General features: G+C 68.2%; 18 protein-coding genes and 1 pseudogene. 10 read left to right on the plus strand and 9 right to left on the minus strand.

The annotated features are described in order from the left end of the window. Positions 1-459 precede the first annotated feature (459 nt). The 4 genes and pseudogenes from GWG54_RS03770 to GWG54_RS03785 form a co-directional block, all read left to right on the plus strand. Positions 460-3,009 (plus strand): FAD-dependent oxidoreductase, encoded by a 2,550-nt coding sequence (locus tag GWG54_RS03770; protein ID WP_167936507.1) that lies wholly within the window; start codon positions 460-462, stop codon positions 3,007-3,009. Positions 3,010-3,026: 17 nt separating this feature from the next. Further along, complete coding sequence (gene ilvA / locus GWG54_RS03775; RefSeq protein ID WP_167936508.1) at positions 3,027-4,271, plus strand: threonine ammonia-lyase; 1,245 nt, start codon at positions 3,027-3,029, stop codon at positions 4,269-4,271. Positions 4,272-4,457: 186 nt separating this feature from the next. Next, positions 4,458-6,104, plus strand: a complete 1,647-nt coding sequence (locus GWG54_RS03780; RefSeq protein WP_167936509.1) for a BCCT family transporter — start codon at positions 4,458-4,460, stop codon at positions 6,102-6,104. Between the two features lie 287 nt (positions 6,105-6,391). After that, a pseudogene (locus GWG54_RS03785) lies at positions 6,392-7,528 on the plus strand (RNA-guided endonuclease InsQ/TnpB family protein); the annotation flags it as partial. Positions 7,529-7,578: 50 nt separating this feature from the next. On the opposite strand, the gene glyA reads toward GWG54_RS03785, so the two are convergent. The 3 genes from glyA to GWG54_RS03800 form a co-directional block, all read right to left on the minus strand. Next, positions 7,579-8,829, minus strand: a complete 1,251-nt coding sequence (gene glyA / locus GWG54_RS03790) for a serine hydroxymethyltransferase (RefSeq protein WP_167936510.1) — start codon at positions 8,827-8,829, stop codon at positions 7,579-7,581. Positions 8,830-8,996: 167 nt separating this feature from the next. Continuing rightward, positions 8,997-9,974, minus strand: a complete 978-nt coding sequence (locus GWG54_RS03795) for a formyltetrahydrofolate deformylase (RefSeq protein ID WP_312854252.1) — start codon at positions 9,972-9,974, stop codon at positions 8,997-8,999. A gap of 448 nt (positions 9,975-10,422) precedes the next feature. After that, entirely contained in the window at positions 10,423-11,019 is a 597-nt protein-coding gene (locus GWG54_RS03800; RefSeq protein ID WP_167936511.1) for a hypothetical protein, read from the minus strand. A gap of 333 nt (positions 11,020-11,352) precedes the next feature. Here GWG54_RS03800 and GWG54_RS03805 point away from each other — a divergent pair, with 333 nt between their 5' ends. Genes GWG54_RS03805 through GWG54_RS03815 form a run of 3 tightly spaced genes read left to right on the plus strand, consistent with a single transcriptional unit; the run spans position 11,353 to position 14,875 of the window. Further along, a complete protein-coding gene (locus GWG54_RS03805) occupies positions 11,353-12,819 on the plus strand; it encodes a sugar transferase (protein ID WP_167936512.1) in 1,467 nt (488 codons plus the stop codon). After that, the gene (locus GWG54_RS03810; RefSeq protein WP_167936513.1) at positions 12,819-13,751 is read left to right on the plus strand and encodes an NAD-dependent epimerase/dehydratase family protein; all 933 of its coding nucleotides are present in this window, start codon (positions 12,819-12,821) and stop codon (positions 13,749-13,751) included. Before GWG54_RS03805 ends, GWG54_RS03810 begins: the two co-directional genes overlap by 1 nt. 41 nt (positions 13,752-13,792) lie before the next feature. After that, complete coding sequence (locus tag GWG54_RS03815; protein WP_167936623.1) at positions 13,793-14,875, plus strand: glycosyltransferase family 4 protein; 1,083 nt, start codon at positions 13,793-13,795, stop codon at positions 14,873-14,875. A 25-nt stretch (positions 14,876-14,900) separates the two neighbouring features. Here GWG54_RS03815 and GWG54_RS03820 read toward each other — a convergent pair whose 3' ends face one another. From GWG54_RS03820 to GWG54_RS03830, 3 genes are read right to left on the minus strand one after another with little or no spacing between them, the layout of a single operon-like run. Then, positions 14,901-15,614 carry an AAA family ATPase gene (locus tag GWG54_RS03820; RefSeq protein WP_167936514.1) on the minus strand — a complete coding sequence of 238 codons (714 nt, stop codon included), beginning with the start codon at positions 15,612-15,614 and terminating at the stop codon, positions 14,901-14,903. Between the two features lie 53 nt (positions 15,615-15,667). After that, entirely contained in the window at positions 15,668-16,762 is a 1,095-nt protein-coding gene (locus GWG54_RS03825; RefSeq protein ID WP_167936515.1) for a glycosyltransferase, read from the minus strand. Between the two features lie 45 nt (positions 16,763-16,807). Next, positions 16,808-17,764, minus strand: coding sequence for a glycosyltransferase (locus GWG54_RS03830; RefSeq protein ID WP_167936516.1), 957 nt, complete (start codon positions 17,762-17,764; stop codon positions 16,808-16,810). 216 nt (positions 17,765-17,980) lie between these two features. Between GWG54_RS03830 and GWG54_RS03835 the strand changes: the two genes are divergently transcribed. Then, on the plus strand, positions 17,981-18,658 hold the full coding sequence (locus GWG54_RS03835; protein WP_167936517.1) for a hypothetical protein: 678 nt from the start codon (positions 17,981-17,983) through the stop codon (positions 18,656-18,658). Positions 18,659-18,698: 40 nt separating this feature from the next. Here the strand turns inward: GWG54_RS03835 and GWG54_RS03840 are convergent, their stop codons facing one another. Continuing rightward, positions 18,699-20,162 carry a flippase gene (locus GWG54_RS03840; RefSeq protein WP_167936518.1) on the minus strand — a complete coding sequence of 488 codons (1,464 nt, stop codon included), beginning with the start codon at positions 20,160-20,162 and terminating at the stop codon, positions 18,699-18,701. Between the two features lie 116 nt (positions 20,163-20,278). Continuing rightward, on the minus strand, positions 20,279-21,277 hold the full coding sequence (locus GWG54_RS03845; RefSeq protein WP_167936519.1) for an SDR family oxidoreductase: 999 nt from the start codon (positions 21,275-21,277) through the stop codon (positions 20,279-20,281). Positions 21,278-21,497: 220 nt separating this feature from the next. Here GWG54_RS03845 and GWG54_RS03850 point away from each other — a divergent pair, with 220 nt between their 5' ends. Beyond that, the gene (locus tag GWG54_RS03850) at positions 21,498-22,925 is read left to right on the plus strand and encodes an O-antigen ligase (protein WP_167936520.1); all 1,428 of its coding nucleotides are present in this window, start codon (positions 21,498-21,500) and stop codon (positions 22,923-22,925) included. Between the two features lie 117 nt (positions 22,926-23,042). On the opposite strand, the gene aglF is transcribed toward GWG54_RS03850, so the two are convergent. Further along, positions 23,043-23,780 carry a UTP--glucose-1-phosphate uridylyltransferase AglF gene (gene aglF, locus GWG54_RS03855; protein ID WP_167936521.1) on the minus strand — a complete coding sequence of 246 codons (738 nt, stop codon included), beginning with the start codon at positions 23,778-23,780 and terminating at the stop codon, positions 23,043-23,045. Positions 23,781-24,039: 259 nt separating this feature from the next. Between aglF and GWG54_RS03860 the strand changes: the two genes are divergently transcribed. After that, the gene (locus tag GWG54_RS03860) at positions 24,040-25,482 is read left to right on the plus strand and encodes an O-antigen ligase family protein (protein WP_312854249.1); all 1,443 of its coding nucleotides are present in this window, start codon (positions 24,040-24,042) and stop codon (positions 25,480-25,482) included. Positions 25,483-25,499: the final 17 nt, after the last annotated feature.

Consider the following 25,499-nt stretch of genomic DNA (forward strand, 5'->3'; position numbering starts at 1 on the left):
GTGCTATGGGTGAGAGGCGATGGGAGCGCATCCCCTCTGCGTGGCAGAGCACCTATCGCCAGGCGCCGGCCGACTGTTGGGGAACGTGCGTAAAGTAGGTTCACGAGGAATTATGGTGGGTTTTATCTCCGGTTGCGCGATCGGCGAACTGCGCCGGTACACGGCTCCACCTCGAAGCGGCGGGCGGCCTCGAGGCCGGGAACGCGCGGGAGACACCGACTTCTTCCGGCGACGCCGGTTCGACGACGAGCGCGCCGCTTTCCGTCGTTGCAGCGGCGAGTTCTCGAGACGGGCCCCGCGTGGCTGTCGTACCCGCGCGTCGCCCCCTCGATCGCAATACATATAATATCTGATCTGTTGTGGGACGTCGGTCGTTCGAACCCCGGGCTCCGCCCGCTCGTCGCGTTTCCGACGGGCGACCGATGCACTTATGGGACCGACCCGCACACAGTGTGGCATATGAGCACAGACACCTTGCCGTCGAGCGCCGAGACGGTGATCGTCGGCGCCGGGGCCGTCGGGTGCAGCGTCGCCTACCACCTGACCGAGCTGGGCGCCGAGGACGTGGTCGTCCTCGACAAGGGGCCGCTGCCGGTGACGGGCGGGTCCTCGACGCACGCGCCCGGAATCATGTTCCAGACCTCGCCGTCGAAGCTCCAGACGAAGACCGCCCACTACACGACCCGGCTGTTGAGCGACGCGGGCGTCTACAACGAGACCGGCGGGATCGAGCTCGCCCGCTCGGAGGAACGGATGGACTTCCTCCGGCGTCGGGTCGAGTGGGCGAGATCGTACGGCCTGCCCGAGCCGGAGCTGCTCGAGCCCGCCGAAGTCGCGGACTACCTGCCGCTGGTCGACACCGAGGAGATCCTCGGCGGCTACTACTCCCCGACCGACGGCCAGGTCGCCGGCACCGACGCGCTCCAGTGGTACCTCGAGACGACCCCGGCGTCGTTTTTCGGCCACACCGAGGTGACCGACATCGAGGTCGAGGGCGGCGAAGTGCAGGCGGTCGTCACCGACCGCGGTCGCATCGACTGTGACCGCTGCGTGCTCGCGACGAACAACTGGGCCTACCAGACCGGACAGCTGGCTGGGGTCGACCTGCCGATCGCCCCGGTCGAACACCAGTACGTCGTCACCGAACCCCTCGAGGAGCTGCGGGGCAACGAACGGGCCGACGACGCGGTGACGGGCCTCGAGATCCCGGGCGACCGGGAGATCACCGAGTCGATGGCCCAGCCGCCGGACCGCCCGGTCGGCCGGGACCAGGATAACTCGCTGTACTTCCGGACCCACGGCGAGGGGTACGGGCTGGGCTCGTACAACCACGAGCCGCTGGTCGTCGACCCCGACGAGATGGGGTCGAACTCGGCGGAGAGCCAGGCCTCCGTCCACAGCTTCACGGAGAAACACTGGACGAAGGCGACCCACCCGGACCGCGAGAAGTCGCCGAAACAGGCGTTCGACGAACTGCTGCCCGCGACCGCGGGCAGGGAGTTCGACGCCACCGAGAACGGGATCTTCGTCTACACGCCCGACGGGATGCCCGTGCTGGGCGAGACCGCGGGGGTCGACGGGCTCTGGACCGGGCTCGCGATCTGGTGGACCCACTCGGGCGGCTACGGGAAGATCCTCGCCGAGTGGATGGAGACGGGCGTGCCGCGGCTCCCGTCGGGGCCCGTCGACACGAGCGGGATCCACGTCAACCGGTTCGAACCCCACGCGGGCAACAAGGGGTACTTCACGGACCGGGGCGGGATGCGCTACCAGCAGGTCTACAGCATCGTCGAGCCCCGCTGGCAGCCCGCCGATCGACGCGGGCTCCGGACGAGCCCGTTCTATCACCGCCAGCGGGAACTGGGCGCGGAGTTCTACCAGAGCGGCGGCTGGGAAGTTCCCCAGTGGTACGAGTCCAACGCCGACCTCGTCTCGAGGTACGAGGACCGCATTCCCGAACAGGACGGCTGGCAGGGGGTCAACCGCTCCCCGATCGAGGGCGCCGAACACCTCCACACCCGCGAGAAGGTGTCGATGTTCGATATGACGACGTTCAGCTCGATCGTGGTCGAGGGCAGCGGCGCCGACGAGTTCCTCCAGCGGGTCTGTAGCAACGACATGGACCTCTCGATCGGCCAGGTCCGCTACACCACCATGTTGAACGGGGGGGGTACGATCCTCGCGGACCTCACGGTCGTCCGCCTCGACGACGAGGAGTTCGTGGTGACCACTGGCGGGGGGAACTCGCCGGGGATCCACGGCTCCTGGCTCGAGCGCCACGCCCCCGAGACGGTGTCGGTCACCGTCGAGGAGTCCGCGCGGAGTACGATCGGTCTTTGGGGGCCAAACGCGCGATTGCTCCTCCAGCGGACGACCGACGCGGACCTCTCGAACGACGACTTCTCGTACTTCAGCGGGAAGCGCATCTACGTCGGCGATGTGCCTGTCATCGCCCTGCGTCTCTCCTACGTCGGGGAACTCGGCTGGGAGCTGTGGGCGCCCACGGAGTACGGACAAAAACTCTGGGACACTCTCTGGGAGGCCGGCCAGGATCTCGGGGTGCGTCCCATGGGCGCCGGGGCGGTCGAATCGATGCGCCTCGAGAAGGGGTTCCGGCTGTGGGGGACCGACGTCGACACGGACGTCAACCCCTACGAGGCGGGACTCCCGTTCGCGGTCGATCTCGACACCGACTTCGTCGGGAAGGAGGCGCTGCTCGAGGCCAAAGAATCGGGGATCGACAACCGGGTCGCCGCCCTCACCCTCGACGACTCGAGCGACGTGATGCTCGGCGGCCGCCCCGTCTCCAAGGACGGCGAAACCCTCGGCTACGTCCAGGCCGGCGACTACGGCTACAGCGTCGGCGAGTCGATCGCCTACACCTACCTGCCCGACGAGTACGCCGACGCCGGGACGTCGGTCCGGATCGACTGCGAGGGCAGGAGTTACGACGCGACGGTTCGCGACGAGCCGCTGTTCGACCCCGGCCGGGACAAGATTATCCGGTAGACCGTCGATACCAGACCATGACTGAATCACGGAAACGCGAACCCGAAGTAGAGTACGAGGACATCGAGCGGGCGCGCGAGCGCCTGACCGACGAGACGGTCGTCAAGCGCACGCCGATCGAGCGATCCACGTCCCTCGAGGAGCTGGTCGACGCCGAGGTGTACCTGAAGATGGAACACCTCCAGTGGACGGGCTCGTTCAAGACCCGCGGGGCGTACAACAAGATCAGTCAGGCGGTCGCCGAGGGCGCCGACGAGTTCGTCGCCGCCAGCGCGGGCAACCACGCCCAGGGCGTCGCGCTGGCGGCGACGAGGTGCGGCGCCGACTCGACGATCGTCATGCCCAGACACGCCCCCCAGGCGAAGATCGACGCGACCCGGAGCTACGGCGCGACGGTCGAACTCGTCGGCCGGGACTTCCAGGAGGCCATGGAGTACGCCACGTCCTACGCGGCGGACAACGGCGGCGAGTTCGTCCACGCCTACGACGATCCCGCGATCGTCGCCGGGCAGGGCACCCTGGGAATCGAGATGCACGAGGACCTGCCCGAGGTCGACACCGTCATCGTGCCGATCGGCGGGGGCGGGCTGATAAGCGGGATTTCGACGGCGCTCGATCGCCTCTCCCCCGAGACGCGGGTCGTCGGCGTCCAGGCCACGGGCGCCGAGACCGTCCACGAGAGCCTCGACAAGGGCGTCCCCGTCACGCTCGAGGAGGTGGACACGATCGCCGACGGGATCGCCACCGGGGGGATCTCCGAGCTGACGCTGGGGCTCATCGAGGCTCACGTCGACGAGGTCGTCACCGTCACCGACTCCCAGATCGCCGACGCGATCCTCCTGTTGCTCGAGCGGGCGAAGCAGGTCGTCGAGGGCGCGGCCGCGGCGTCGGTCGCGGCGCTTTTGAGCGACGATCTGGACGTCGCGGGCGAGACCGTCATGCCCCTGCTGTGTGGCGGCAACCTCGACATGACGATGCTCCAGACCGTGTTGATCCACGCGCTCACCGGGCGGGGCCAGATCCTGCGCCTGCGCGTGAAGATCGACGACATGCCGGGCAAGATGACCGAGCTCTCGGGGATCATCGCCGACTACGGCGCGAACATCCAGACCGTCCGCCACGACCGGGCCGTCGAGGACCTCAACGTCGGCGAGGCCTACCTCGTCTTCCAGATCGAGACCAGCGGGATCGAACACGCCGCGGCGATCATCGACAGCATCGAGGCCGAGGGGTACGACGTCGAGGACGTCAACCGGGAGTAGTCCCGACCGCCCTCGAGGCCCTCGAGTCCGAAGGAACCGACGCGTCGCGGACGACTGTCGAACGAACACGAGAACACAGCGAGCATGACAGACCAACGCACCGAGCTGACGACGCGGAGCACCGAACGACGAACGATCCGATCGACCGACCACCCCGACCGCTCCGGGGGGCGGAGGTGAGAGCCCGTGGCGGGAGCTGATTCGACCGGACCGCTGAAGCGGTTCGTCGACGAACTCGACGTCGCGGTGTTCGTCGTCGGATTCGCCATCGCGGCCGCGGCCGTGCTGGCGTTCGTGTTGCGGCCCGACGCCGCGTCGGAGCGAATGGCCGCGGTAAACGACGTCCTCTGGACCACCGCCGGGTGGTGGTACCTGGTCGCGATGTTCGTCCTCGTCGCGTTCGTCGGGTTCCTGATCTTCGGCCCGTGGGGGAACATCAAACTCGGCGGCGACGACGAGCGGCCGGAGTTTTCCTTCCCCGCGTACTTCGCAATGTTGTACTCGGCGGGAATCGCCGCCGGAATCGTGTTCTGGGGACCCGCCGAGGCCGTCTTCCACTACGACACCGTCTCGCCGTTCGTCGGCGCCGAAGCTCGGTCCTCGGAGGCCGCGGTCGGCGCGATCCAGTACACCTTCTTCCACTGGGGCGTCTCCGCCTGGACCGCCTACGTGGTGATGGCCCTGCCGATCGCGTACTACGCCTACCGGTACGACGCGCCGCTTCGCATCTCGACGGTGATCGCGCCGTGGGTCGGCCTCGAGAACCTCGACGGGCCGCTCGCGAAGGCGATCGACGTCCTGGCGGTGTTCGCCACGATCGGCGGCGTGGCGACGACGCTCGGACTGGTCGGGAGCCAGTTCCTCGTCGGCATCGAGTGGACGACGGGCGCGAGCGTCGGCGACGCCGGCACCGTGGCGGTGATCACGGGGCTCACCGTCGCGTTCACGCTCTCGGTCTCGCTGGGCATCCGGAAGGGGATCCAGCGGCTCTCGTACTTCAACATGGCGCTGTTCGCGCTCGTGACCGTCGCGACGTTCCTGCTCGGACCGACGACCCAGATCATGTCGATGGGGACCCAGGCGCTTGGCGCCTACGTCAACGACTTCATCACGATGAGCTTCTACACCGGCTCCGGAGCCGCGGGCGGCGCAGGCGTCTCCCAGTGGGTCGGCGACTGGACGATCTTCTACTGGGCCTGGTGGTTCTCCTGGACGCCGTTCGTCGGCCTCTTCATCGCGCGGATCTCGCGGGGCCGGACGGTCCGCCAGGTCGCCGTGACGGGCGTGATCGCCTCGACCGGGATTACGGTGCCGTGGTTCGCGACGATGGGCGGAACGGCGATCTTCCTCCAGGACAGCGGTCGCGCCGACATCCTTACTATCGTCGGCGAGCTCGGCGAGGCGGGGTCGGGGTACCCGCTGTTCGAGGCGCTGCCGCTCGGCGGGCTCCTGACCGTGCTGTTTCTGGTGCTCGTGACGACGTTTCTGGTCACCTCGGCCGACTCCTCGACGCTCGCGCTCGGCATGCTGACCACGGGGGGCGCCGAGGAGCCTTCGACGATCAACCGCGTCATCTGGGGCGCTCTCATCGGGGCGCTGGCCTCCCTGCTGATGGTCACTGGCGGCGTCGACGCCCTCCAGCAGGCCGCGATCATCACCGGCGGCCCGTTCTCGATCATCGCCCTGCTCGCGGCCGTCTCGATGGTCGCCGCCTGCGGTGCCCGACGACCCCTGTTCCTGCGCGAGGAGGACGACCTCTCGATCGGCACCTCCGACCTCGAGGCGACGGCCCCCGAGAGCGAGACGGAGTCGATGGATCCGTCCGACGACTGAGCCGGAAACCGGACGAACGATCCCCGGCGCAGTCGCTTCGCGCGGGAGTCGGCGTCCGAAAACGGGATCGACGACGTGGACGACTCGCCGGGAGTTCGGCGGCTCCCCGGAGACTACTCGCGAACCGCCTCGAGACCGTGCCTCGAGGCGATCGCCTCGGTTACGAGAGTTCAAGGAGAAAGCCCCGCCCTTCAGGGCGGGGATGAATCCGACAATAAACTACGCAACCCACTGCCCGATGGCACGGCTGGATATTCCACGCTGCGCAATCCATACTCTCAAGTAGAATCGACTACATCCCTGAACACGACGAACTCACCGCGTACCTCAAGTCGCACGAACGCTACGATGACCTTCATTCTCAGTCAAGTCAGCGAGTCCTTCAAGAACTCGCTGAGGCGTTCAACGGCTGGTACGGTAAACGACGCAACGAAGACACGAGAGCGAACCCACCCGGCTACCGAAAACACGGAGACGAACACCCGCGTTCAACGGTCACATTCAAGAACAAAGGCTTCAAACTCGATACTCAGTACAACCGAGTCCGACTCTCCAAAGGTTCGAACTTGAAAGAGTACTGGTCGGATTTCGTCCTCTGCGAATACCAGACCCGACCCGACGTTGACCTCTCTACCGTGGAGAGCATACAACAGGTTCGGACAGTTTGGACGGGTGACGAGTGGGAACTACACTTCGTGTGCAAAGTTGAAATCGAGGTGGCTGAAGCACCCGGTGAGAAGACGGTGAGTGTTGACCTCGGTATCAACAACTTCACTGCACTCGCCTACGAAGACGGTCACAGCGAGCTGTACCCGTTGAATTGCTTGAAGCAGGACGACTACTATTTCAGTAAGCGTATCGCTCGCTGTGACGACTCCGACTCCGAGCAGGCCACGCGGTTGAACCAGAAGAAGTCTCGACGGCGCACCCACTACTTCCATACCCTCTCGAAACACATCGTTCAGCGGTGTGTTGAGGAGGGTGTTGGAACGATTGTGGTTGGCGACCTCTCCGGTATCCGCGAAGACGAGGAAAACGGTGAGTCGAAGAGCTGGGGCAAGCACGGCAACCTCGACCTGCACTCGTGGCCGTTCGAGCGATTCACCGACCTCCTCGAATACAAAGCAGAGATGGAAGGCATCTCGGTTGAGGAGGTATCCGAGCGAGATACCTCGAAATCGTGTTCGTGTTGTGGTTGCAAGCGCGACGCGAATCGTGTTGAACGTGGGCTGTACATCTGCGTTGAGTGTGGTATGGTGGCGAACGCAGATGTGAACGGTGCGGAGAACATTCGACAGAAAGTATCTCCGAGTCCCGCCACGGATGGCGGCGATAGGAGTAACGGCTGGTTGGCACAGCCATCGACGTTCCTGTTTGACAAGGAAACTGGTGCGTTCGCACCTCAAGAACGGGTCACGTCGTAAACCACAATATCCCAACGTGGGAATCCTCGCCCTTCAGGGCGGGGAGGATGTCAACCGTAGATCGGATGCGCCTCGCAGAGTTCGTCGACCCGCGAGGCGACGCGGTCGGCGACCGCCTCGTCCTCGGGCGCGTCGAGGACGTCGACGATGCAGTCGGCGACGGTCTCCATCTCCCGCGCTTCGAATCCGCGCGTGGTCAGTCCGGGGGTGCCGACGCGGATCCCGCTCGTGACCATCGGCGACCGGGTCTCGCCGGGAACGCTGTTCTTGTTGACGACGATCCCGACGTCGCTCAGCAGCGATTCGGCCTCCTTCCCGGTGAGCTCGGGGTGGGACTCCCGGAGGTCGACGAGCAGGAGGTGTTTGTCGGTACCCTCGCTAACCAGCTCGAGTCCGCGCTCGCGGAATCTCTCGGCGAGTCGCTGCGCGTTCGCGACGACCTGCTCGGCGTAGCGCTCGAATGCGTCGCGTTGAGCCTCCGCGAAGCCGACGGCCTTCCCGGCGACGTTGTGCATCAGCGGCCCGCCCTGCGCGCCAGGGAAGACCGCCGAGTCGACCGCGTCGGCGTACTCCTCGTCGCACATGACAATCCCGCCCCGCCCCGCGCGGATCGTCTTGTGGGTGCTCCCGGTGACGAAGTCGGCGTGCTCGACGGGCGAGGCGTGGACGCCGGCGGCGACGAGCCCCGTCACGTGGGCGATGTCCGCGAGGTGGGAGGCGTCGACGGCCTCGGCGATCTCGCCGATGCGCTCGTAGTCGAACTCGCGGGGGTACGCCGACGAGCCGCTGACGATCATCGCGGGCTCGGTCTCGCGGGCCTGCCGTTCGAGCTCGTCGTAGTCGACGTACCCGGTGTCGGGGTCGACCTCGTACTGCTCGACGTCGTAGAGCTGCCCCGAGAAGTTGACGCTGTGGCCGTGCGAGAGGTGGCCGCCGTGTGACAGCGACAGCGAGAGGATGGTATCGCCGGGCTCGAGGGCGGCGAAATAGACGCTCATGTTCGCCTGGGTCCCGCTGTGGGGCTGGACGTTGACGTGGTCGGCGCCGAACAGGTCCCGCGCCCGCTCGATCGCCTCCTCCTCGACGGTGTCGACGTGTTCGCAGCCGCCGTAGTACCGTTCGCCGGGGTACCCCTCCGCGTACTTGTTCGTCAGCGCACTGCCCTGTGCCTCGAGGACGGCCGCCGAGACGTGGTTCTCCGATGCGATCATCCCGAGCGTCGACTCCTGACGATCGCGTTCGCGATCGATGGCGTCGGAAACGCTCGGCGCTGTCCGGTCGAGTGGCTGGTCGAACGCCATACGACGAGTAGCGGGAACCCCGAGTAAGTATCTTGCGAGCGTGAGTTTTCGTCCACGATACGTAAGATTTCCGACTGAACGCGGAGCGGACGGTGCCGAAACCGAACGGGAGACGGCTCGCTCGAGACCGACGAACGCGGTCGCAGAACGGAACGGCGGTACCGGCGCTAGTCGTCCGCAACGGCCGCGCTGTCCCGCTCGTCGCCGGCGAACGTCTTGCCGTCGTCGACCGGCGCGTCGGGGTTCGCGCGGTCCAGTTCCTCGGGCGCGCCGAGCTGCGCGCCCGAACGTTCCGGCCGCTCGAGTGCCGTCCGGCCGTCCGCGACGGCGAGTTCGTCCTCGAGGTGGAGCCGGACGGCCTCGAGCAAGGCGTCGGCCTCGAGGGGCTGGCCGCGCGCCTTGAGGTCGGCCTCGGTCGCCCCGGGCGGCACGTTAAAGGCGCGCTGGGCGATGATCGGTCCCTGATCGAGGTCGGTGGTCACGTAGTGGGCGGTGACGCCCGCGACGCGGACCCCCGCCTCGAGGGCCTGGCGGTAGGCCGCCGCACCGGGGAAGGCGGGCAGCAGCGAGGGGTGGACGTTGATGATGCGATCCTCGTACCGGAAGACGACCTCCGGCGAGAGGATTTGGATGTACCGGGCCAGCGCGATCAGGTCGATCCCGTACTCCTCGAGCAGTTCCAGCAGTTCGTCCTCGTCCGGAGTACCGCCCTCGTCGCCGATGTCGTGAAACGGCACGCCGTACTCGGCCGCGAGTGGACGCAGATCGTCGTGGTTGCCGATAACGACCCCGATCTCCGCGCCGAGTTCGCCCTCGGCCCGGGCCTCGAGCAGCGCCTCGAGGCAGTGGCTCTCCCTGGTGACCAGGACGGCGATCGATCGATCCTCGCAGCTCGAGGGAAAGCGTACCCGCACGTCAACGTCGAGTTCGTCGCCGAGTGCCCGCAGCTCCGACCGAAGCGTCGACCGCGAGGTCGACATCGACCCGGCGTCGGCCCGGACGGTCAGTCGGGACGTTCCCTCGCGGGCGGTCCGATCCAGCTCGAGCAGTTCGACACCGCGCTCGAGCAGGGCGGTCGCCAGCTCCGCGAGCACCCCTGAGACGTCCTCGCCGACAACGGTGATCTCGGTGGTGTCGCGGGTCACTGCCGCCACCCCCGACGGACGGTCGTCGTCGATTCCGGGCGCTGCGGTCGCTTCTCGAGCCGTTCGGCGCAGGCGTATCGTGGCATCCGTTCGCACGGTTCAGCCCGGACGGTAATGAACGTTGATCCACCTACCGGTCCGGAGAGGGGACGCGTTTCGGCGGCCTCGACCCGTCCGATTGCCGAGAGGTTACGGATCGGGCGTCGGTCGCTCTCGGAGAGACCGCGCTCGAGCTCCGTTGTGCGCGTCGCGACGCTCGCTCGGGTTCCACCCCGTCGGCGCCCCCGGTGGCGGCAAGAACTTCGCCACCGTCCCCCTGGACACAGCCGGAACGGCCTCGCTAGTGCGACGGGAGGGAACCGAAGCCGATCGTGCCTATCCGATCGGAAACGCCTTCCGATTTCATATCGCGGGATATGGTTTATTACTGTTCGCTCCGCCGGAACGATCAGGCCATCGACACCGTTCCGGCGATCCGATCGGCCAGTTCCGACTCCGAGAGCTCCCCCGCCTCGTAGGCCGCGATCCACTCGGACTCGATATAAAACTCCGCGAGCTCGCTACCGCCGTACCGGACGTCCCACTCGACGGTCGATACCGCCTCGGTGAACGCCGCGACGTCGTCGATCGCGTCGACGAACGTCTGACCGGCCGCCTCGAGTTCGCGCTCGAGTTCCTCGCGATCGAGAGTGTTCGCCTCCGCCCGCACGGTGACCGTCTCGCCGTCGCGGGTGATCTCCTCGATCGTGAGCGCGTCGCTGTCGACGGCGAACGCCGCTGGGTCGAAACCGGGGATCTCCGCCGCCGATTCGGTCGCGCTCTCGTTCCCGCTCTGGTTGCGGTCGCCCGACGAATTATCGTCGACCGGGGCATTGCTTTCGTTCCCGGCCGATTCCGCAGTCTCGTTCTCCGCCTCGTTCTCGAGCGACTCCTCCATCTCCTCCGACTGGTTCGGTTCGTCGGCGTCCGCGTCGTCGGCGCTCCCGCAGCCGGCGATCGTCGTGAACGCGACGCTGGCGCCGAGAAGGAACGTTCGTCGATCCATACCGTCTCGTCGGTCGGCACTGTGGTTAGTAATGGTCACATAACATGGCAACTGAAAGTTGTCTCCGCCGAAACAGCGCGACTCGCGCCGCTCGCAGCGCGGCCTCGAAACGGGGGCTCGGCGCTGCTCGAGCCGTGCGAGACGGCGGCGTCGCGTCCTCGTTCGTCGTCGGGTGTCGAACGGGATCGGTTCGTTCGCTCGTTAACGGTGACATAAGACCGCTGATACGTAAGCCGCAGTTTTCGATATGTAGAAGGTCTTGACTGTAACGTAATAATATATTACACAGTCTCACAAGCTTTAATATGATGTCTGGGGGAGTAGTCATGTCGAATGTTACTAGGTCGGGGGTACAGAGACGCTGCAGCGGCGGGGACGCTGCTGCTCGCGTTCACGGCGGGGTTCGTCGCGAGCGTCCCGACCGAGACGCCGATCGGGGTCGGCGAACGACTCCTCGAGGCAGCGCTGATCGCCGGGATCGTCGGCGTCGCGCTGATCCCGCTGTACGCCACCCGACCGCGCTCGGCGGCGACGGTGCTCGCGAACACCTGGCGACAGCTCTGTCTCGCCTGCCTCGCGCTGATCGGACTCGCGGCCGTCGGCGCGAACGCTCCGCCCGTATCGACGACGGTCGCTGCGGGACTCCTGCTCGCGGTTTCGCTCCCGGCCTGGTACGGACGCTGTCGACGCCGAAACGAGCCGGATCGGGTGCTAATCGTCGGCGACGATCCCGCCCTGATCAAGTCCTCGATTCTCTCGCTCCCCGTGGTACCGCTCGGCTTTCTCTCGCCCGTCATGACCGAACGACCGATCGAGACCGCCTATCCCGAAGCGTCGGTCGCCAGCCGTTCGGACGACGAGCAGATCGTCACGACCGACGGGGGGCTCCCGAGTGACGGGCGCGCGGGCCGAATCGGGATGGTCACTGGCACCGACAGCCTCGGTGGCCTCTCGCAACTCGAGCGAACCCTCCGGGAACGCGACGTCGACACCGTCGTCCTCGCGTTCGAGCGCGGGGATCGCGAGGAGTGTTTCGGCGTTTTGCGGACGTGTCGACACCACGGCGTCGACGCGCTCGTCCACGACTCGCTGGCCGACTGCGTCCTCGCGTGCGGGTCCGTCGGTGACTCGCTGGTACGGGTCCGGCTCCGACCCTGGCCCTGGTACGGTCGGCTCGCGAAGCGGGCGTTCGATATCGCCTTCGCCGCGGTCGGGTTGGTCGCGCTCGCGCCGCTGATCGTGCTGGTCGCGTTCGCGGTCCGGCTGGACTCCCCAGGGCCGATCCTCTACAGCCAGATCCGCACGGGGACGCTCGGCCGAACGTTCTCCGTCTCGAAGTTTCGGAGCATGGTCACCGACGCCGAGGACGACGGCGCTCGTCTCAGCGCGGAGGACGCCGGCGGCGTCGATCCCCGCGTCACTGGCGTCGGTCGGGTCCTCCGGAAAACCCACCTCGACGAGATTCCCCAGCTGTTCGCGATCCTCCGCGGAGAGATGAGCGTCGTCGGCCCCCGACCCGAGCGGCCGGAGATCGACCGCGAGATCGACACCGAGGACATCGACTGGTCGAAGCGCTGGTTCGTCAAGCCGGGACTAACGGGGATCGCACAGATCAACGACGTCACCGGATTCGAACCCGCGAAGAAACTCGAGTGCGACCTCGAGTACGTCCGCCGCCAGTCGCTGTGGCTGGACCTCGAGCTCGTCGTCCGGCAGATACGGTCGGTCGCGGTCGACGTCGTCGATCTCGTGTCTGAACGATTAAATAACGAGGGCGACGAAGGGGTACGTAGCAGCTAATGTCAGGTCAGATACCGGATCCCCCGACGGGAGAGACGATTCTGGTGACGGGAGGCGCGGGGTTCATCGGAAGCCACCTCGTCGACGCCCTCGTCGACGACAACGACGTGCGAGTACTTGACGACCTCTCGAGCGGGCGACGCGACCGCGTCCCCGCCGACGCGAGCCTGATCGAGGGCGACCTCCGAGACGACGACGCTCTCGCGCGGGCGACCGACGGGGTCGACCTGATCTTCCACGAGGCGGCGCTGGTCAGCGTCGAGCGATCGGTCGCCGCTCCGCTCGAGAGCCACGCGGTCAACGTCGACGGGACGCTGGCGCTGCTCGAGCGCGCCCGGGTCGAAGACGCCCGCGTCGTGGTCGCCTCGAGCGCGGCGATCTACGGCCGTCCCGAGTACACGCCGATCGACGAGGGCCACCCGACGGCGCCGAGTTCGCCGTACGGCCTCGAGAAGGCGACCGTCGACGAGTACGCGCGACTCTACCACGAGCTGTACGGCCTCGAGACGGTCGCCCTGCGGTACTTCAACGTCTACGGTCCCGGACAGGTCGGCGGCGACTACAGCGCCGTCATCGGCGTCTTCCTCGAGCAGGCCCAGGCCGGCGAGCCGATCACGATCGACGGGGACGGCACCCAGACCCGCGATTTCGTCCACGTCTCGGACGTCGTGCAGGCGAACCTGCTGGCGGCGACGACCGACGCGGTCGGCGAGGCGTTCAACGTCGGTACCGGCTCGTCGGTGACGATCCGGGAACTGGCCGAGACGATCCGCGAGGTCGTCGGGTCGAACTCCGAGATCGTCCACTGCGACCCCCGCCCCGGCGACATCCAGCGCAGTCGAGCCGACGTCGAGCGGGGCCGGACCGAACTCGGGTACGAGCCGACGGTACCGCTCGAACAGGGACTCGCGACACTCGCGGGGAGCGACTGACGGTTCGGATGGCGCTCGACCTACCAGAAACTGATCGACCGATGCGAATCCTGCGGGTCGCCCAGAAGGCCTATCCGGACGTGAACGGGGGCGGCGCCTACCACGTGCACGCGATGAGCCGGGATCAGACGGCGATGGGCCACGACGTGACGGTGCTGACGGTTCGGCGCGACCCCGAGGCGCCCCACCTCGAGGAGCGCGACGGCTACACCGTCGTCCGCTACGAGCCGACAGTCAGCCCGCTCGGCAACGAACTCTCGGCGGGGCTCGCGCGATACCTCCGGGAGGAGAGCGGGTTCAACGTCGTCCACGCCCACTCGCACCTGTACTTCTCGACGAATCTGGCGGCCCTGAAGCGCCGACTCGGTGAGACCCCGCTCGCGATCACGAACCACGGGCTCTACTCCCAGACCGCGCCCGAGCAACTCTTCGAGTGGTACCTCCGAACGCTCGGCCGGTGGACGTTCAACCGGGCCGACCTCGCGTTCTGTTACACCGACACCGACCGACGGCGGCTGCGCGAGATCGGCGTCCGGATCCCGGTCGAGGTCGTCCCGAACGGGGTCGACACCGAGCGGTTCGGACCCCGCGGCTCCGAAAGCGAACGCGTCAACGCCGAGGGGCCGACCGTACTGTTCGTCGGCCGGCTCGTCGAGGGGAAGCGACCGGGGGACGCCCTCGAGGCCGTCGAGCGCGTGCGCGAGAGCCGCCCGGACGCGACGCTGTACGTCTGCGGCGACGGGCCGCTGCGTGACTCCCTCGAGGAGCGAGCCGGCGACGGCGTCACGTTTCTCGGCCACCTCCCCTACGAGGAGATGCCCCGCGTCTACCGCAGCGCTGACGTGCTCGTGTTGCCGAGCCGCACCGAGGGCGTGCCCCGAACGGTTCTCGAGGCGATGGCCGCGGGCGTCCGGGTCGTCTGCTCGGACCTCGAGCAGCTCTCGGGAGTCGTCGGCGACGCCGGCGCCACCGTCCCCGTCGGCGACGTCGACGGGTTCGCGGCGGCGATCCGCGACCAGCTCTCGCGGCCGGCACGCGGCGACGGCGGGGTCGTCGAACCGGCCGCCGACTGGCGGACGACCGTCGAGGCGACGACGAGCGCGCTCCGGTCGCTCCGGGAGTAGCGCGAAGGTCGAGGCGAGCGCCCGGTCACCGCAGCGACGCCGCGCGGTCGCAGACGTCGGCGACGCCGTCCTCGAGGTCCGCCCGCGACTCGTTCTCGACGCGGAGCACGTCGACGGTCGGCGCGTCGGCGACTTCTTCGCGAAGCCGTCGCTCCATGCGTCGCTCGAGTGCGAACGCCGTGCGCACCGAGTCCTCGTCGGGCTCGAGGCGGGTGTCCCCGCCCGATCGATCGGCGAGCCGGTCGCGAACCGTCTCCGGGTCGGCGTCGACGAGCACGACCAGCGCGGGTCCCGACCGCGAGAGCGCCTCGACGGCCAGCCTACACAGCTCCGGAGTGCGGTCCCGCGCGGCGCCGAGCCCGACGGACCAGACCGCCTGGACCAGCCCCTGGTCGAGCACCCGCAGCTCCCCCTGGGGCCGCGAGCCGACCGCACCGTCGACGTACAGCCAGTTGAACGCCAGCTTCCCCAGCGCGCGCCGCGAGGGCTGGTCGGTGGCAGCGATCAGTCGTGCGGCCTCGAGGGCTCGCCGCGGACGGCGGGCGAGGGCGGAGGCGGCGTACCTCCCTTTCCCGCGGTACCGCGACGCCGTCGAGACCTCGTGGGCCAACTCGTAGGTCGGTTCGGTCACCGTCCGCGTCGCCGCCAGGCGCTCGCTCGCCCGGCGGGCGAGCGTCGACTTGCCGACGCCCGGGACGCCGAAGAACTCCACCGTCGCGCCGTCGTCGACCCCCGTCACGGTCGACTAGTTTTCGGTCCCGCTGAAAGCGGTTCCGGTCGCACCGGAGTCGGCTACGACTCGAGCAGGTCCGCGTACAGCTCGGCGTACGCTCGGGCGGTCTCCTCGATCGGGAACTCGCGGCGGGCGCGTTCGGCCGCGCGCCGTCCGACCTCGGCGCGGCGGCCGTCGTCCGCGAGCAGCCCCAGCGTCCGCTCGGCGAAGGCCTCGGCGTCGGTCGGCGGGACGAAGACGCCGGCGTCGCCGGCGACCTCGTGAAGCACGGGTAAGTCGCTGACGACGGCCGGAAGCCCGCAAGCCATCGCCTCAACGAGGGCGACGCAAAACCCCTCCGACAGCGAGGGCTGAGCGTAGAGGTCGCTCGCGGCCAGGATGCGGTAGACGTCCTCGCGGTCGACGAACCCCGTGAACTCGACGCGGTCCCGAACCCCCAGCGAGCCCGCGAGCGACTCGAGGTCCTCGCGCAGGGGACCGTCGCCGACGATCGTCAGCCGCGTCTCGGGTGCGTCGTCCGCGATCGCCGCGAACGCTCGGAGGAGCGTCGCCTGGTTCTTCGTCTCGCTCAGCCGCCCGACCGTCGCGATCCGTCGCCCGTCGGTCGCGTAGGGGTTCGTCGACTCCGCGAGGACGCGGTCGATGCGGTCGGTGTCGATCCCGTTGTAGATCACCGCGAACCGGTCGTCGTCCCGTCCGAGCCGCTCGATCCGGGACAGCGACTCGAGGGTTCGCTCGGAGTTGGCCACGACGCGGGTCGCCCGCGGGAGCGTCGCGGCGTTGACCAGCACCTGCGGCAGCGAGTAGTGGTGCTCGTGGTCGGCGTGCTCGGTGTCGACGATCGGCGTCCCGCGGGGTGCGAGCAGCCGGGCCAGCGAGCCGATGAAGTTGTGGTGGGTGTGAACCACGTCGTACGACCGCGTCCGCAACGCCCACCGGAGCCGGCGTATCGCGGTCGGATCGAACCGCGAGGACGCGCCGAGCGGAACGAGGTCGACGGCGGTGTCGGGCGCCATCGCCGTCTCCGCGCTCGAGGCGTCGTAGTAGGAGACGATCGTCACCTCGAGGTCGTCGATCGCCGCCAGCGCCTCGGAGAGTTCGGCGGAGAAGGTCGTCGCGCTGACGTGTGCGAGGACCGCGAGGACACGAGGCATACGACTCGAGGGATTTCCGATCAGAACCCTAAAGGCGTCGATCGGTTACGCGCCGGCGACGCCGTCGAGACGCTCCCTGTACTCGAAGGCGTCGGGACCGCGCTTGGATCGCAGGTACCGCGTCGCGGCGACGGCCGACCGAACCACCGTCGGGTGCGTGTACGACAGCGCCAGCAGCGCCGCCCGGCGTTTCGTCGGCTCGGCCGAGACCGACGCCCGGAGCGCGTTGCGGGCGTTTCGCAACTCACCGTAGTCGAGGTAGGCCCGCCCGGCGCGTTCGGCGATGGCCGCTTTCGCCGACGTCCAGTAGCCCCGCTCGCGGATCAGATCCTCGTGTTTCTCGAGGACGGCCCGGTAGTCCCGGGTCACGGCCGTCGGCGAGCTGGACATGCTCTCGTGGGCGGTTCGAAAGCAGAGGTGATCGCGGACCGCGCCGACCCGTCGGCGCTGGCAGAGCCTGATGTACAGGTCCCAGTCCTGCTTGGTCGGGAGGTCCTCGTCGAACCCGCCGACGTCCTCGAGGACGGACGCGCGGACGAGGACCCGCGAGGGCGAACCGATCAGGTTCTTCCGCAGGATCGGCGCCGCGAGGTCGCCGTCGGGCGCGTCGCGCTCGACGTGGATGACCTCTCCCTCGGGGGTGACCGACACCGAGAGACAGGTCACCAGTCCGGGACGGTCGTCGGCCTCGATCCGTTCGACCTGGCGCTCGATCTTGATCTCGTGCCAGCGGTCGTCGTCGTCGAGGAACGCGACGTACTCGCCGCTCGCACGCTCGATCCCGGTGTTGCGCGCCGCGGAGAGCCCCCGGTTCTCGTCGTGTTCGACGCAGCTCACGCGGTCCGGAAACGTCGCGACGACCTCCCGGGCGTAGGCTCGCTCGGAGCCGTCGTCGACGACGACCACCTCGAGGTCGTCGCACGTCTGGGCCAGCGCGGTTCGGACGGCCCCCTCGAGGAAGCCGGGTCGCTCGTAGGTCGGGATCACGACGCTGACGCGCATACAGTGTGGGATTTCCCCGCCGTATTCAACCTGTCGCTTCCACGAGAGGTCCGCGATCGGATTCCACGGACGACCCCGAGCGGCCCGCGGACCCGCGACCACCGGGAGCTATGGGTCTGGAGGCGCTACTCGAGCCGTGAACGCCGCCGAACGCGAGCCCCGCCCGGTCCCGAACCGACGCGGTGCGAAAGCGGGATCGCGTCGGTCCGCTCCGAGATGATCGACAGGAACCTCCTCCGGCTGAAGCTCAGGGACGCGCTCCCGTCCTCGATCACGGGGCCGACGTTCCCGCCGTTTCCGATCTGTCGGGTCGACCCCGGCGCGATCGAGACCTACCTCGAGTACGCGGTGTTGACCAAGTACCGGTGTGCCGGCCGGGTGAAGTCCGGGCCGTGGGACTTGCAGGCGAAACCGCTGGCCGAGAGCCCGAAGTACCGGCTGCTCCGTGGCTACTACGAGGGCGAGATCGACGCGGACGAACTCACCCGCGAGCGCCTGCGCGAGTGTGGCTACCCCGAGCGCGAGGCCGAGTTCTACGCCGACTACGGCTACGGCGCGTACCTCGACGAGCTGTTCGACTCGATCCGGGAACGCGGCGTCGTGACGAGCCGCGGCGACTCGGGGACCGAACGCACCGCCGACAGGTACGACCAGGTGGCGGTCAACGTCGGCCGCGACGGGGCGCTCGTGTTCAACTCCTGTGGCTTCCACCGACTCGTGACCGCGCGGCTGGTGGGGCTCGAGGCGATCCCGGTACGGATCAACGCGGTCCACGAGCGGTGGTGGCGGGCCCGCCGCGGGTCGTCGACCCCCTTCGACGACCACCCCGAACTCGCCCACGTCGGTCGGCTGTCGATCCGCTGGCGGGACGTCCTCGGGGTCGCGCGGGACTGATCGTCGCCGCCTCGAGCGCACCCGCGGGCGGGCGAGGGGTTCAGAAGGGAACCGCCGACCGCAGCTGCCGCCGCTCGACCAGACCGACGGAGACGGTCGCGCCGAGCCAGACCGCCGCGCCGAGGGCGACGACCGCGAACAGCGAGACGAATCCGCCGATCGCGGGCGCGAGCGGCGCCACGGCGACGGTCATGGCGCCCGTGACGGCGGCGACCTTGGCGCAGCGGCGACCGATCGCCCACCAGTCAAGCGCCAGCTCACGATGGATCAGGTAGACGTTCGCCGCCACGTAGGCGGCGTACGTTCCGGCCGTCGAGAGCGCCGCGCCCGCGATCCCGATCGGCGGGATGAGCGCGAGGTTCAGGAGGAGGTTCGCGACCGCCGTCGCCCCCTTCGCGTACGCGCGACGCCTCGCCAGGCCGAGGTAGTCGAGCCCGCCGCTGGTGACGTAGGAGACCGCCTGGACGACCAGGTAGACCGTCAGGATCTGCAACACTATCGCGCCGCCGGCGTACTCGGACCCGAACAGCAGCGTCAGCGTCGGCTCGGCGACGATCGCCAGCCCGACGGCAGCCGGCACGTAGAACGCGAGCACGCCCGTCAGTGCCTCGGCGTAGAGCCGCGACGCGGTCTCGAGGTTCCCCCGCCGGAGCTGCTCGCCGTACCGCGGCGAGATCGCGAACCCCAGCGAGTTCGCGGGCGACTTGAGGACCGTCGTGATCTGTTTGGCGACGACGTAGTAGCTGACCGCGAGCGGCGTCAGGAAGGCGCCGATCAGGACGACGTCGACGCGTTTGATGACCGCGCTGCCGTTCTCGGTCAGCGTGATCGGCATCGCGTACTCGACGATTCGACGGCGGAGGCCGCCCTCGAGCGGGGAGCGCTCGACGCTCGCGGAGCGCCGGTAGAGGACGACCGCGAACAGCGCCGCCGCCAGGACGGAGGCGACGACATAGCCGACGAGCGCGCCGACCGCCCCGAAGCCGGCGAGGACGAGTCCGACCGCGACGGCGGGCCGGACGAGCGCCTCGAGGAGCGTGATGTGGGCGGCCCGTTCGATCTCCTTGAACCCCTGACAGAGGTTCCGCCCGGCGTTGACCAGCCCGTGTGAGGCGACGTAGACCGCGCCGACGAGCAACAGCGGCTCGAGGCCGGGCTCGCCGAGCAGCGCCGCGATCGGTCCGCGGGCGACGGCGAGCGCGAGCGTCGCGACCCCGAGGGTGATCGCCAGCGCGACCGCCGCGGTCTCGACGACGTGGGGGATCTGTCCGGCGTCGCTCTCCTCGTACTCGGTGAGATACCGGGCCGCGGACTTGCCCAGGCCGAGTCGGCCGACCACCGCGGCGATCGAGAAGACCGAGATCGCGAGGTAGAGCAGTCCGTACTCGTCGGGCCGGAGGAGACGGGCCAGGACGACGACCAGGAGCCCGCTCGAGAGGTTGGTCGCGAGACGGGAGAGGAGATCCGCCTCGAGTCCGGACCGAATCTTCGCGGCGAGGGACATTCACGAACGCTATCCGGGCAGCCGAGAATAAGGCTACTGGTTCGGGCTGTAGTAGCCACTGAAAGTCAGTGCGCACCCGATCGCACGACTACTGCGCGATCGGTGTGCAAACAGTTTCAGTTATTACTATAGGCGTCGAGCACCAGCGGCTCGTACCACTCCCGGTTGCTTCGGTACCAGTCGACGAACTTCCGGACCCACTCGCGGACGTCGGTCGAGGGTTCGTAGCCGAGCAGCTCGGTGGCCTTCCCGACGTCGGCGTGGGTGTGTTCGGCGTCGGCCTCGCGGGCCTCGGCGTACTCGATCTCGAGGTCGGGCGCGAGTTCGTCCCGGACGAGCTCCGCGAGGGTCCGGATAGTGATGGTGTCGGCGCTGCCGACGTTGAGAATTTCGCCGTCGGCCGAGCCGTCCCGGAGCAGCGCCCGGTTCACGTCAACGACGTCGTCGACGTACGTGAAATCGCGCGTCTGGGAGCCGTCGCCGTAGACGACCGGCGGTCTCCCGTTCAGACACCGCGAGACGAAGTTCGAGATCGCCATGTTCGGCCGCATCCGCGGCCCGTAGACGGTGAAGTACCGCAGCGAGACGGTCGGCAACCCGTACACCTCGTGGTAGACGCGGGCGTACTGATCGGCCGCCAGCTTCGAGACTCCGTAGGGGCTGACCGGCGTCGTCGGATGGGATTCGTCGTAGGGGAGATACTCCGGTTTCCCGTACACCGACGACGAACTCGCCAGGACGACCCGTTCGATATCGGCGTTCCGCGCGGCGTCCAGCAGGTTCAGCGTGCCGCCGACGTTGATCTCGTTGGGCTTTTGCGGATCGTCGACGCTGGTCCGAACGCCGGCCTGTGCGGCCTGGTGGTAGACGATCTCCGCGTCGCCGACCAGATCCTCGACGAGCGCCGCGTTCCGAACGTCGCCCTCGACGAACTCGTAGGCCCCGCCGCCGCTCTCGGCCGCGGCGGCCGCGGCGTCGACGGCTCGTTCCTTGATTCCGGTATCGTAGTACGGATCCAGGTTGTCGAGCACCGTCACGTCGTGTCCCTCCCGAGCGAGGGACTCGGCGAGGTTGCCCCCGACGAATCCGGCCCCGCCGGTTACGAGAACGCGCATTGCTCGAGAGCAGACGGTCGAGGTTCAAAACATATACGATCCGATACACGTTCGCCGCCCGGTGGCCTCCGTCTCGGCCGCGTCCTCGAGCCCCGAGCGGGCACCCGATCGCAGGGCGACGGTTCGATCGGGCGCCCGGAGTTTCGGTTCCGGCGCGACCGTCGCAGTCGACGACAGGTTCTGGAATAGATATTTATTGACTGGCGGTAATTATCGAATCGTGAGCGCTGTCGAACGCGAGCCGGCGACGCCGTTCGCCCGGGACTGGGACGCCGATCGGCTCGTCGACGGGATCGTCTACGCGCTGTTCGGGCTCCACCTGCTGTTGATCCTGCTGGCGTACGCGACCGACCTGGTGGTAGCCTGGCAGGTCGCCGCCTTCGGCGTCCTGCTGGGTGCGGCGCTTGGTTGTCGGCTCGCCGCGGACGCCTATCCCGAGTTCGAGCGCCGCCAGGCAGCCGTCCTCTCGGTGTTCGGGGTCACGTTCGTCGTCCTCGGCGTGCTCTACCAGAGCAGTTCGCCGGGGCTCGGCCTCGGACCGAATCGACCCCTCGCGATCGCGGTCGCGTTCGGCGCCACGGTCGCCTTCTTTCTGGTCGTCAGCGACGCCAGGCGGTACACGGTCGGTCAGTGGGCCGCCATCGGCTGTTTCGCCGTGCTGACGGCGCTGTATCTCGTCCACACCCTCGAGTACGATCCCTCGAGCACGCAGTCGCGGTGGCCGCTGTGGGCCGCCGCCGTGCTGGGGGTGAACCTCTTCGTCGTCCCCCGGCTCGTTCCCGTGCGCGTCTATCTCTGGGTTCTCCCGCGGCTGGCGGCGGTTCTCGTACTGGTCGGGCTCGCGACCTACGCCGTCGGCGAGTACTCGCTGTGGATCTTCGAGGTTCGCCAGTGGTCGGGCACGCCGTCGGTGCCGCTGGTCGACGTCGACGTCACGACGCTGCAGTCGATCTTCCCGAACCCCAACGCCTTCGGTCTGGTGTCGTTCGCCGGACTCGTCGGCGCGACCGTCGAGCTCCACCGATCGGTCCTCGAGCGCCGTCCGCTGGGCGCGGGACTCGCGCTCGCGCTCGCCGGGCTCTGTGCCGCCGGCGTCTTCCTCTCGAACGCCCGCGCGGCGATGCTCGCCTCGGCGATCGCGGTCGCGATCTACTCGGCCTACGCCGTCGGCGGTCGCCTCGCCGTTCCCGTCGTCTCGGTCGCGGGGCTGCTCGGCGCCGCCGGACTGCTCGTCGGCATGTACGTCGGCGCCGTCGACATCACGGCATCGGGCCGGTTCGAACTCTGGACCGCGAGCCTGCGTGCGATCGCCGACGGCCCCCTGCTCTTTGGCCACGGCAGTGGCCCGGCGAACCTCGTCATCGAACCCTACCTCCAGGGGGAGGGGGCACCCCTGCCGCACAACGCCTACCTCACGGTGCTCGTCCAGACCGGGTTCGTCGGCGGGCTGGCCTACCTCGGGCTCGTCACCGGCAGCGTCGTCGCGGGGCTGATCGACTACCAACGGGTCGACGTCGCGACGCTCGCGTTCGCGGTCGGCTGGGCGGTCCACCAGTTCTTCGAGTCCTACACCCTCTTCGAGTGGTCGATTGGCGGCGCCCTGGCGAGTATCACGATCGGCTACCTTCTGGTTCGACGAGAGGACTGAACGCGGGACGTGCGGGCCGCCGTCGACCGCTCACGCGATTCGATCGTCGGTCTCGAGCGCGCCGGCGAACGGGCGGTCGCTCGAATACCGTCGGAGCCACTCGGCGCCGAGACGAACTCAGTCCGAGCTGGCTTCGGCCGGAACCTTCCCCTGCAATCGTTCTTCGGCCCGGTCGCGGTCCTCGGGGTAGCCGACGTCGATCCGCCAGCCGTCCAGCCCGATCGCGTCGATCGTCCGGCCCGACTGGATGAGCAGATCGACCGCGTCGCTGATCTCGTACTCGCCGCGGTTGGAGGGCTGGACGAGGTGGCAGGCGTGGAAGATCGCGGGCGTGAACGTGTAGAATCCGGTCATTACGAGGTTCGACGGCGGATCGTCGGGCTTCTCGACGACGTCGGTGATCTCACCATAGGCGTTGGTGTCACAGACGCCGTACCGCGAGGCCTCGTCCCAGGGGACCTCCTCGACGAGGAAGGCCGCGTCCGCGCGATCCTCCTGCTGGCGACGGACGACGTCCTCGAGGTTCGCCTCGAAGATGTTGTCGCCCAGGATCAGCATGAAGTCGTCGTCGATGTGTTCCTCGACGCACAGCAGGGCGTGGGCGAGTCCCTTCTGCTCGCGCTGGTGGGCGTACGTGATCGGCACCCCGCGGTACTCATCGCCGTAGTGGTCGATGATCTTCTCCTTGAGGTAGCCGACCACAATGACGAACTCGCTTGCGCCCAGTTCGACGAGGCGGTCGAGACAGTGCGTGATGATCGGCTTCTCGTCGACCTCGACGAGTCCCTTCGGTTTGTCCTCCGTCAGCGGGCGCAGTCGCGTTCCCTCTCCGGCGGCGAGTACGACGGCTTGCATTGATACTAAGTGGTAAGTCTCTTGTTACAATAACGTTCTGGTACGGATCGGTACGCGTTCGTGACTGTCCCCGTCGGCGAGCTGTCGGTCGCGCATCGGGTCGGCACCGCCTTCGGGGGTCGTCTCGAGGCGGGGCGGGGACGTCCGAGCCGCTCGCTTTCGTCCGAGCTCCCGGTTACGAGTCCGCACGGCCGAGCCGTCACGGTGCGAGGGCGGCGATGAAGTAGATACTTATTGGATCCGTCGAATTGCTAGTCCAGTGAGTACCGCTACAGGAGATCCGTCGACGGCGCTCTCCCGACGAGTGGCCGGGAATCGGATCGTCGACGGCGCGGTCTACGGGCTGTTCGGTCTCTTTCTGGCTCTCGTGGTGGTCGCGCACACCACCGATACCGTCCTGGCGTGGCAGCTATCGGTCGCCGCGATCGTCCTCGGAGTGATCCTCGGGGCGCGTCTCGCCGTCGCCACCTATCGGGAGAGCCAACACCGCCAGGCGGCGCTCCTCTCGGTCCTCGGAATCGCGTTCGCCCTCCTCGGACTGGTCTACCAGACCAGTTCCCCGGGGTTCGGGTTCGGTCCGAACCGGGCGTTCGCGATCGTTCTCGCGTTCGCGCTCACGGTCTCGTACGTTCTCGTCGTCGGCGACGCCAGGCGGTTCACTGCCCGCCAGTGGGCGGCCGTCGGTTGTTTCGCCGTACTAACCGGGCTCTACCTCGCACACACCCTCGCGTTCGTTCCCTCGAGTTCGCAGTCCCGGTGGCCGATCTGGGCCGCGACGTTGATGGGGAGCGGTCTCTTCGTAATTCCCCGGCTCGTCCCCGAGCGCGCGTTTCTCTGGCTCCTCGCCCAGCTCGCGGCACTTGTCGTTCTGGCGGGCCTTGCGACCTACGCCGTCGGCGAGTACTCGCTGTGGATCTTCGAGGTCGGCCAGTACCCCGCCTCCTCGCCGAGCGTTCCGGGGATCGATCCCGACGTGCCGACGCTACGGTCGATCTTCCCGAACCCGAACGGGTTGGGACTGGTAGCGTTCGGCGGGTTCGTCGCCGCAGTCGTCGAGTTCCACCGCACGGTGGTCGCCCGCCGACCGCTCGGGGCGACCGCCGCCGGGGTCCTCGCCGCCGTCTGCGGGCTCGGGCTCTTCCTCTCGAACGCCCGCGCGGCGATGCTCGCCGCCGCGGTCGCCGTCGGCATCTACGGCACCTCCGTGGCCGTCGGTCGCCGCGCCGTCCCGATCGCGGTCGTCGGCTCCGTCCTGGCCGTCGCCGGGGTGCTCGCGGGGATGGCCGTCGGCGCCGTCGACGTCACGGCCTCGGGCCGGTTCGAACTCTGGGCCGCGAGCCTGCGCGCGATCGTCGACGGCCCCCTGCTCTTCGGCCACGGCAGCGGTCCGCCCAGCGTCGCCATCGAACCCTACCTCGCAGGCGACGCGGCGCCGACGCCGCACAACTCCTATCTCGCCGTGTTCGTCCAGACCGGCCTCGTCGGCGGGCTCGCCTACGTCGGGCTCGTCGCCGGCAGCGTCGCCACCGCGACGCTCGACTACCGGCGGGTCGACGTCGCGATGCTCGCGCTCGCGGTCGGCTGGGCGATCCACCAGTTCTTCGAGTCGTACACGCTGTTCGACTGGTCGATCGGCGCGGTGCTCGCGACCGCCGCGATCGGCTACCTCCTGTTCGGCCGCCGGACCGAGCCGACCCGGTAGTCGTCGGATCCGTTCGT

It is taken from the genome of Natronococcus sp. JC468, from assembly GCF_012163165.1.
Lineage (GTDB): Archaea > Halobacteriota > Halobacteria > Halobacteriales > Natrialbaceae > Natronococcus > Natronococcus jeotgali.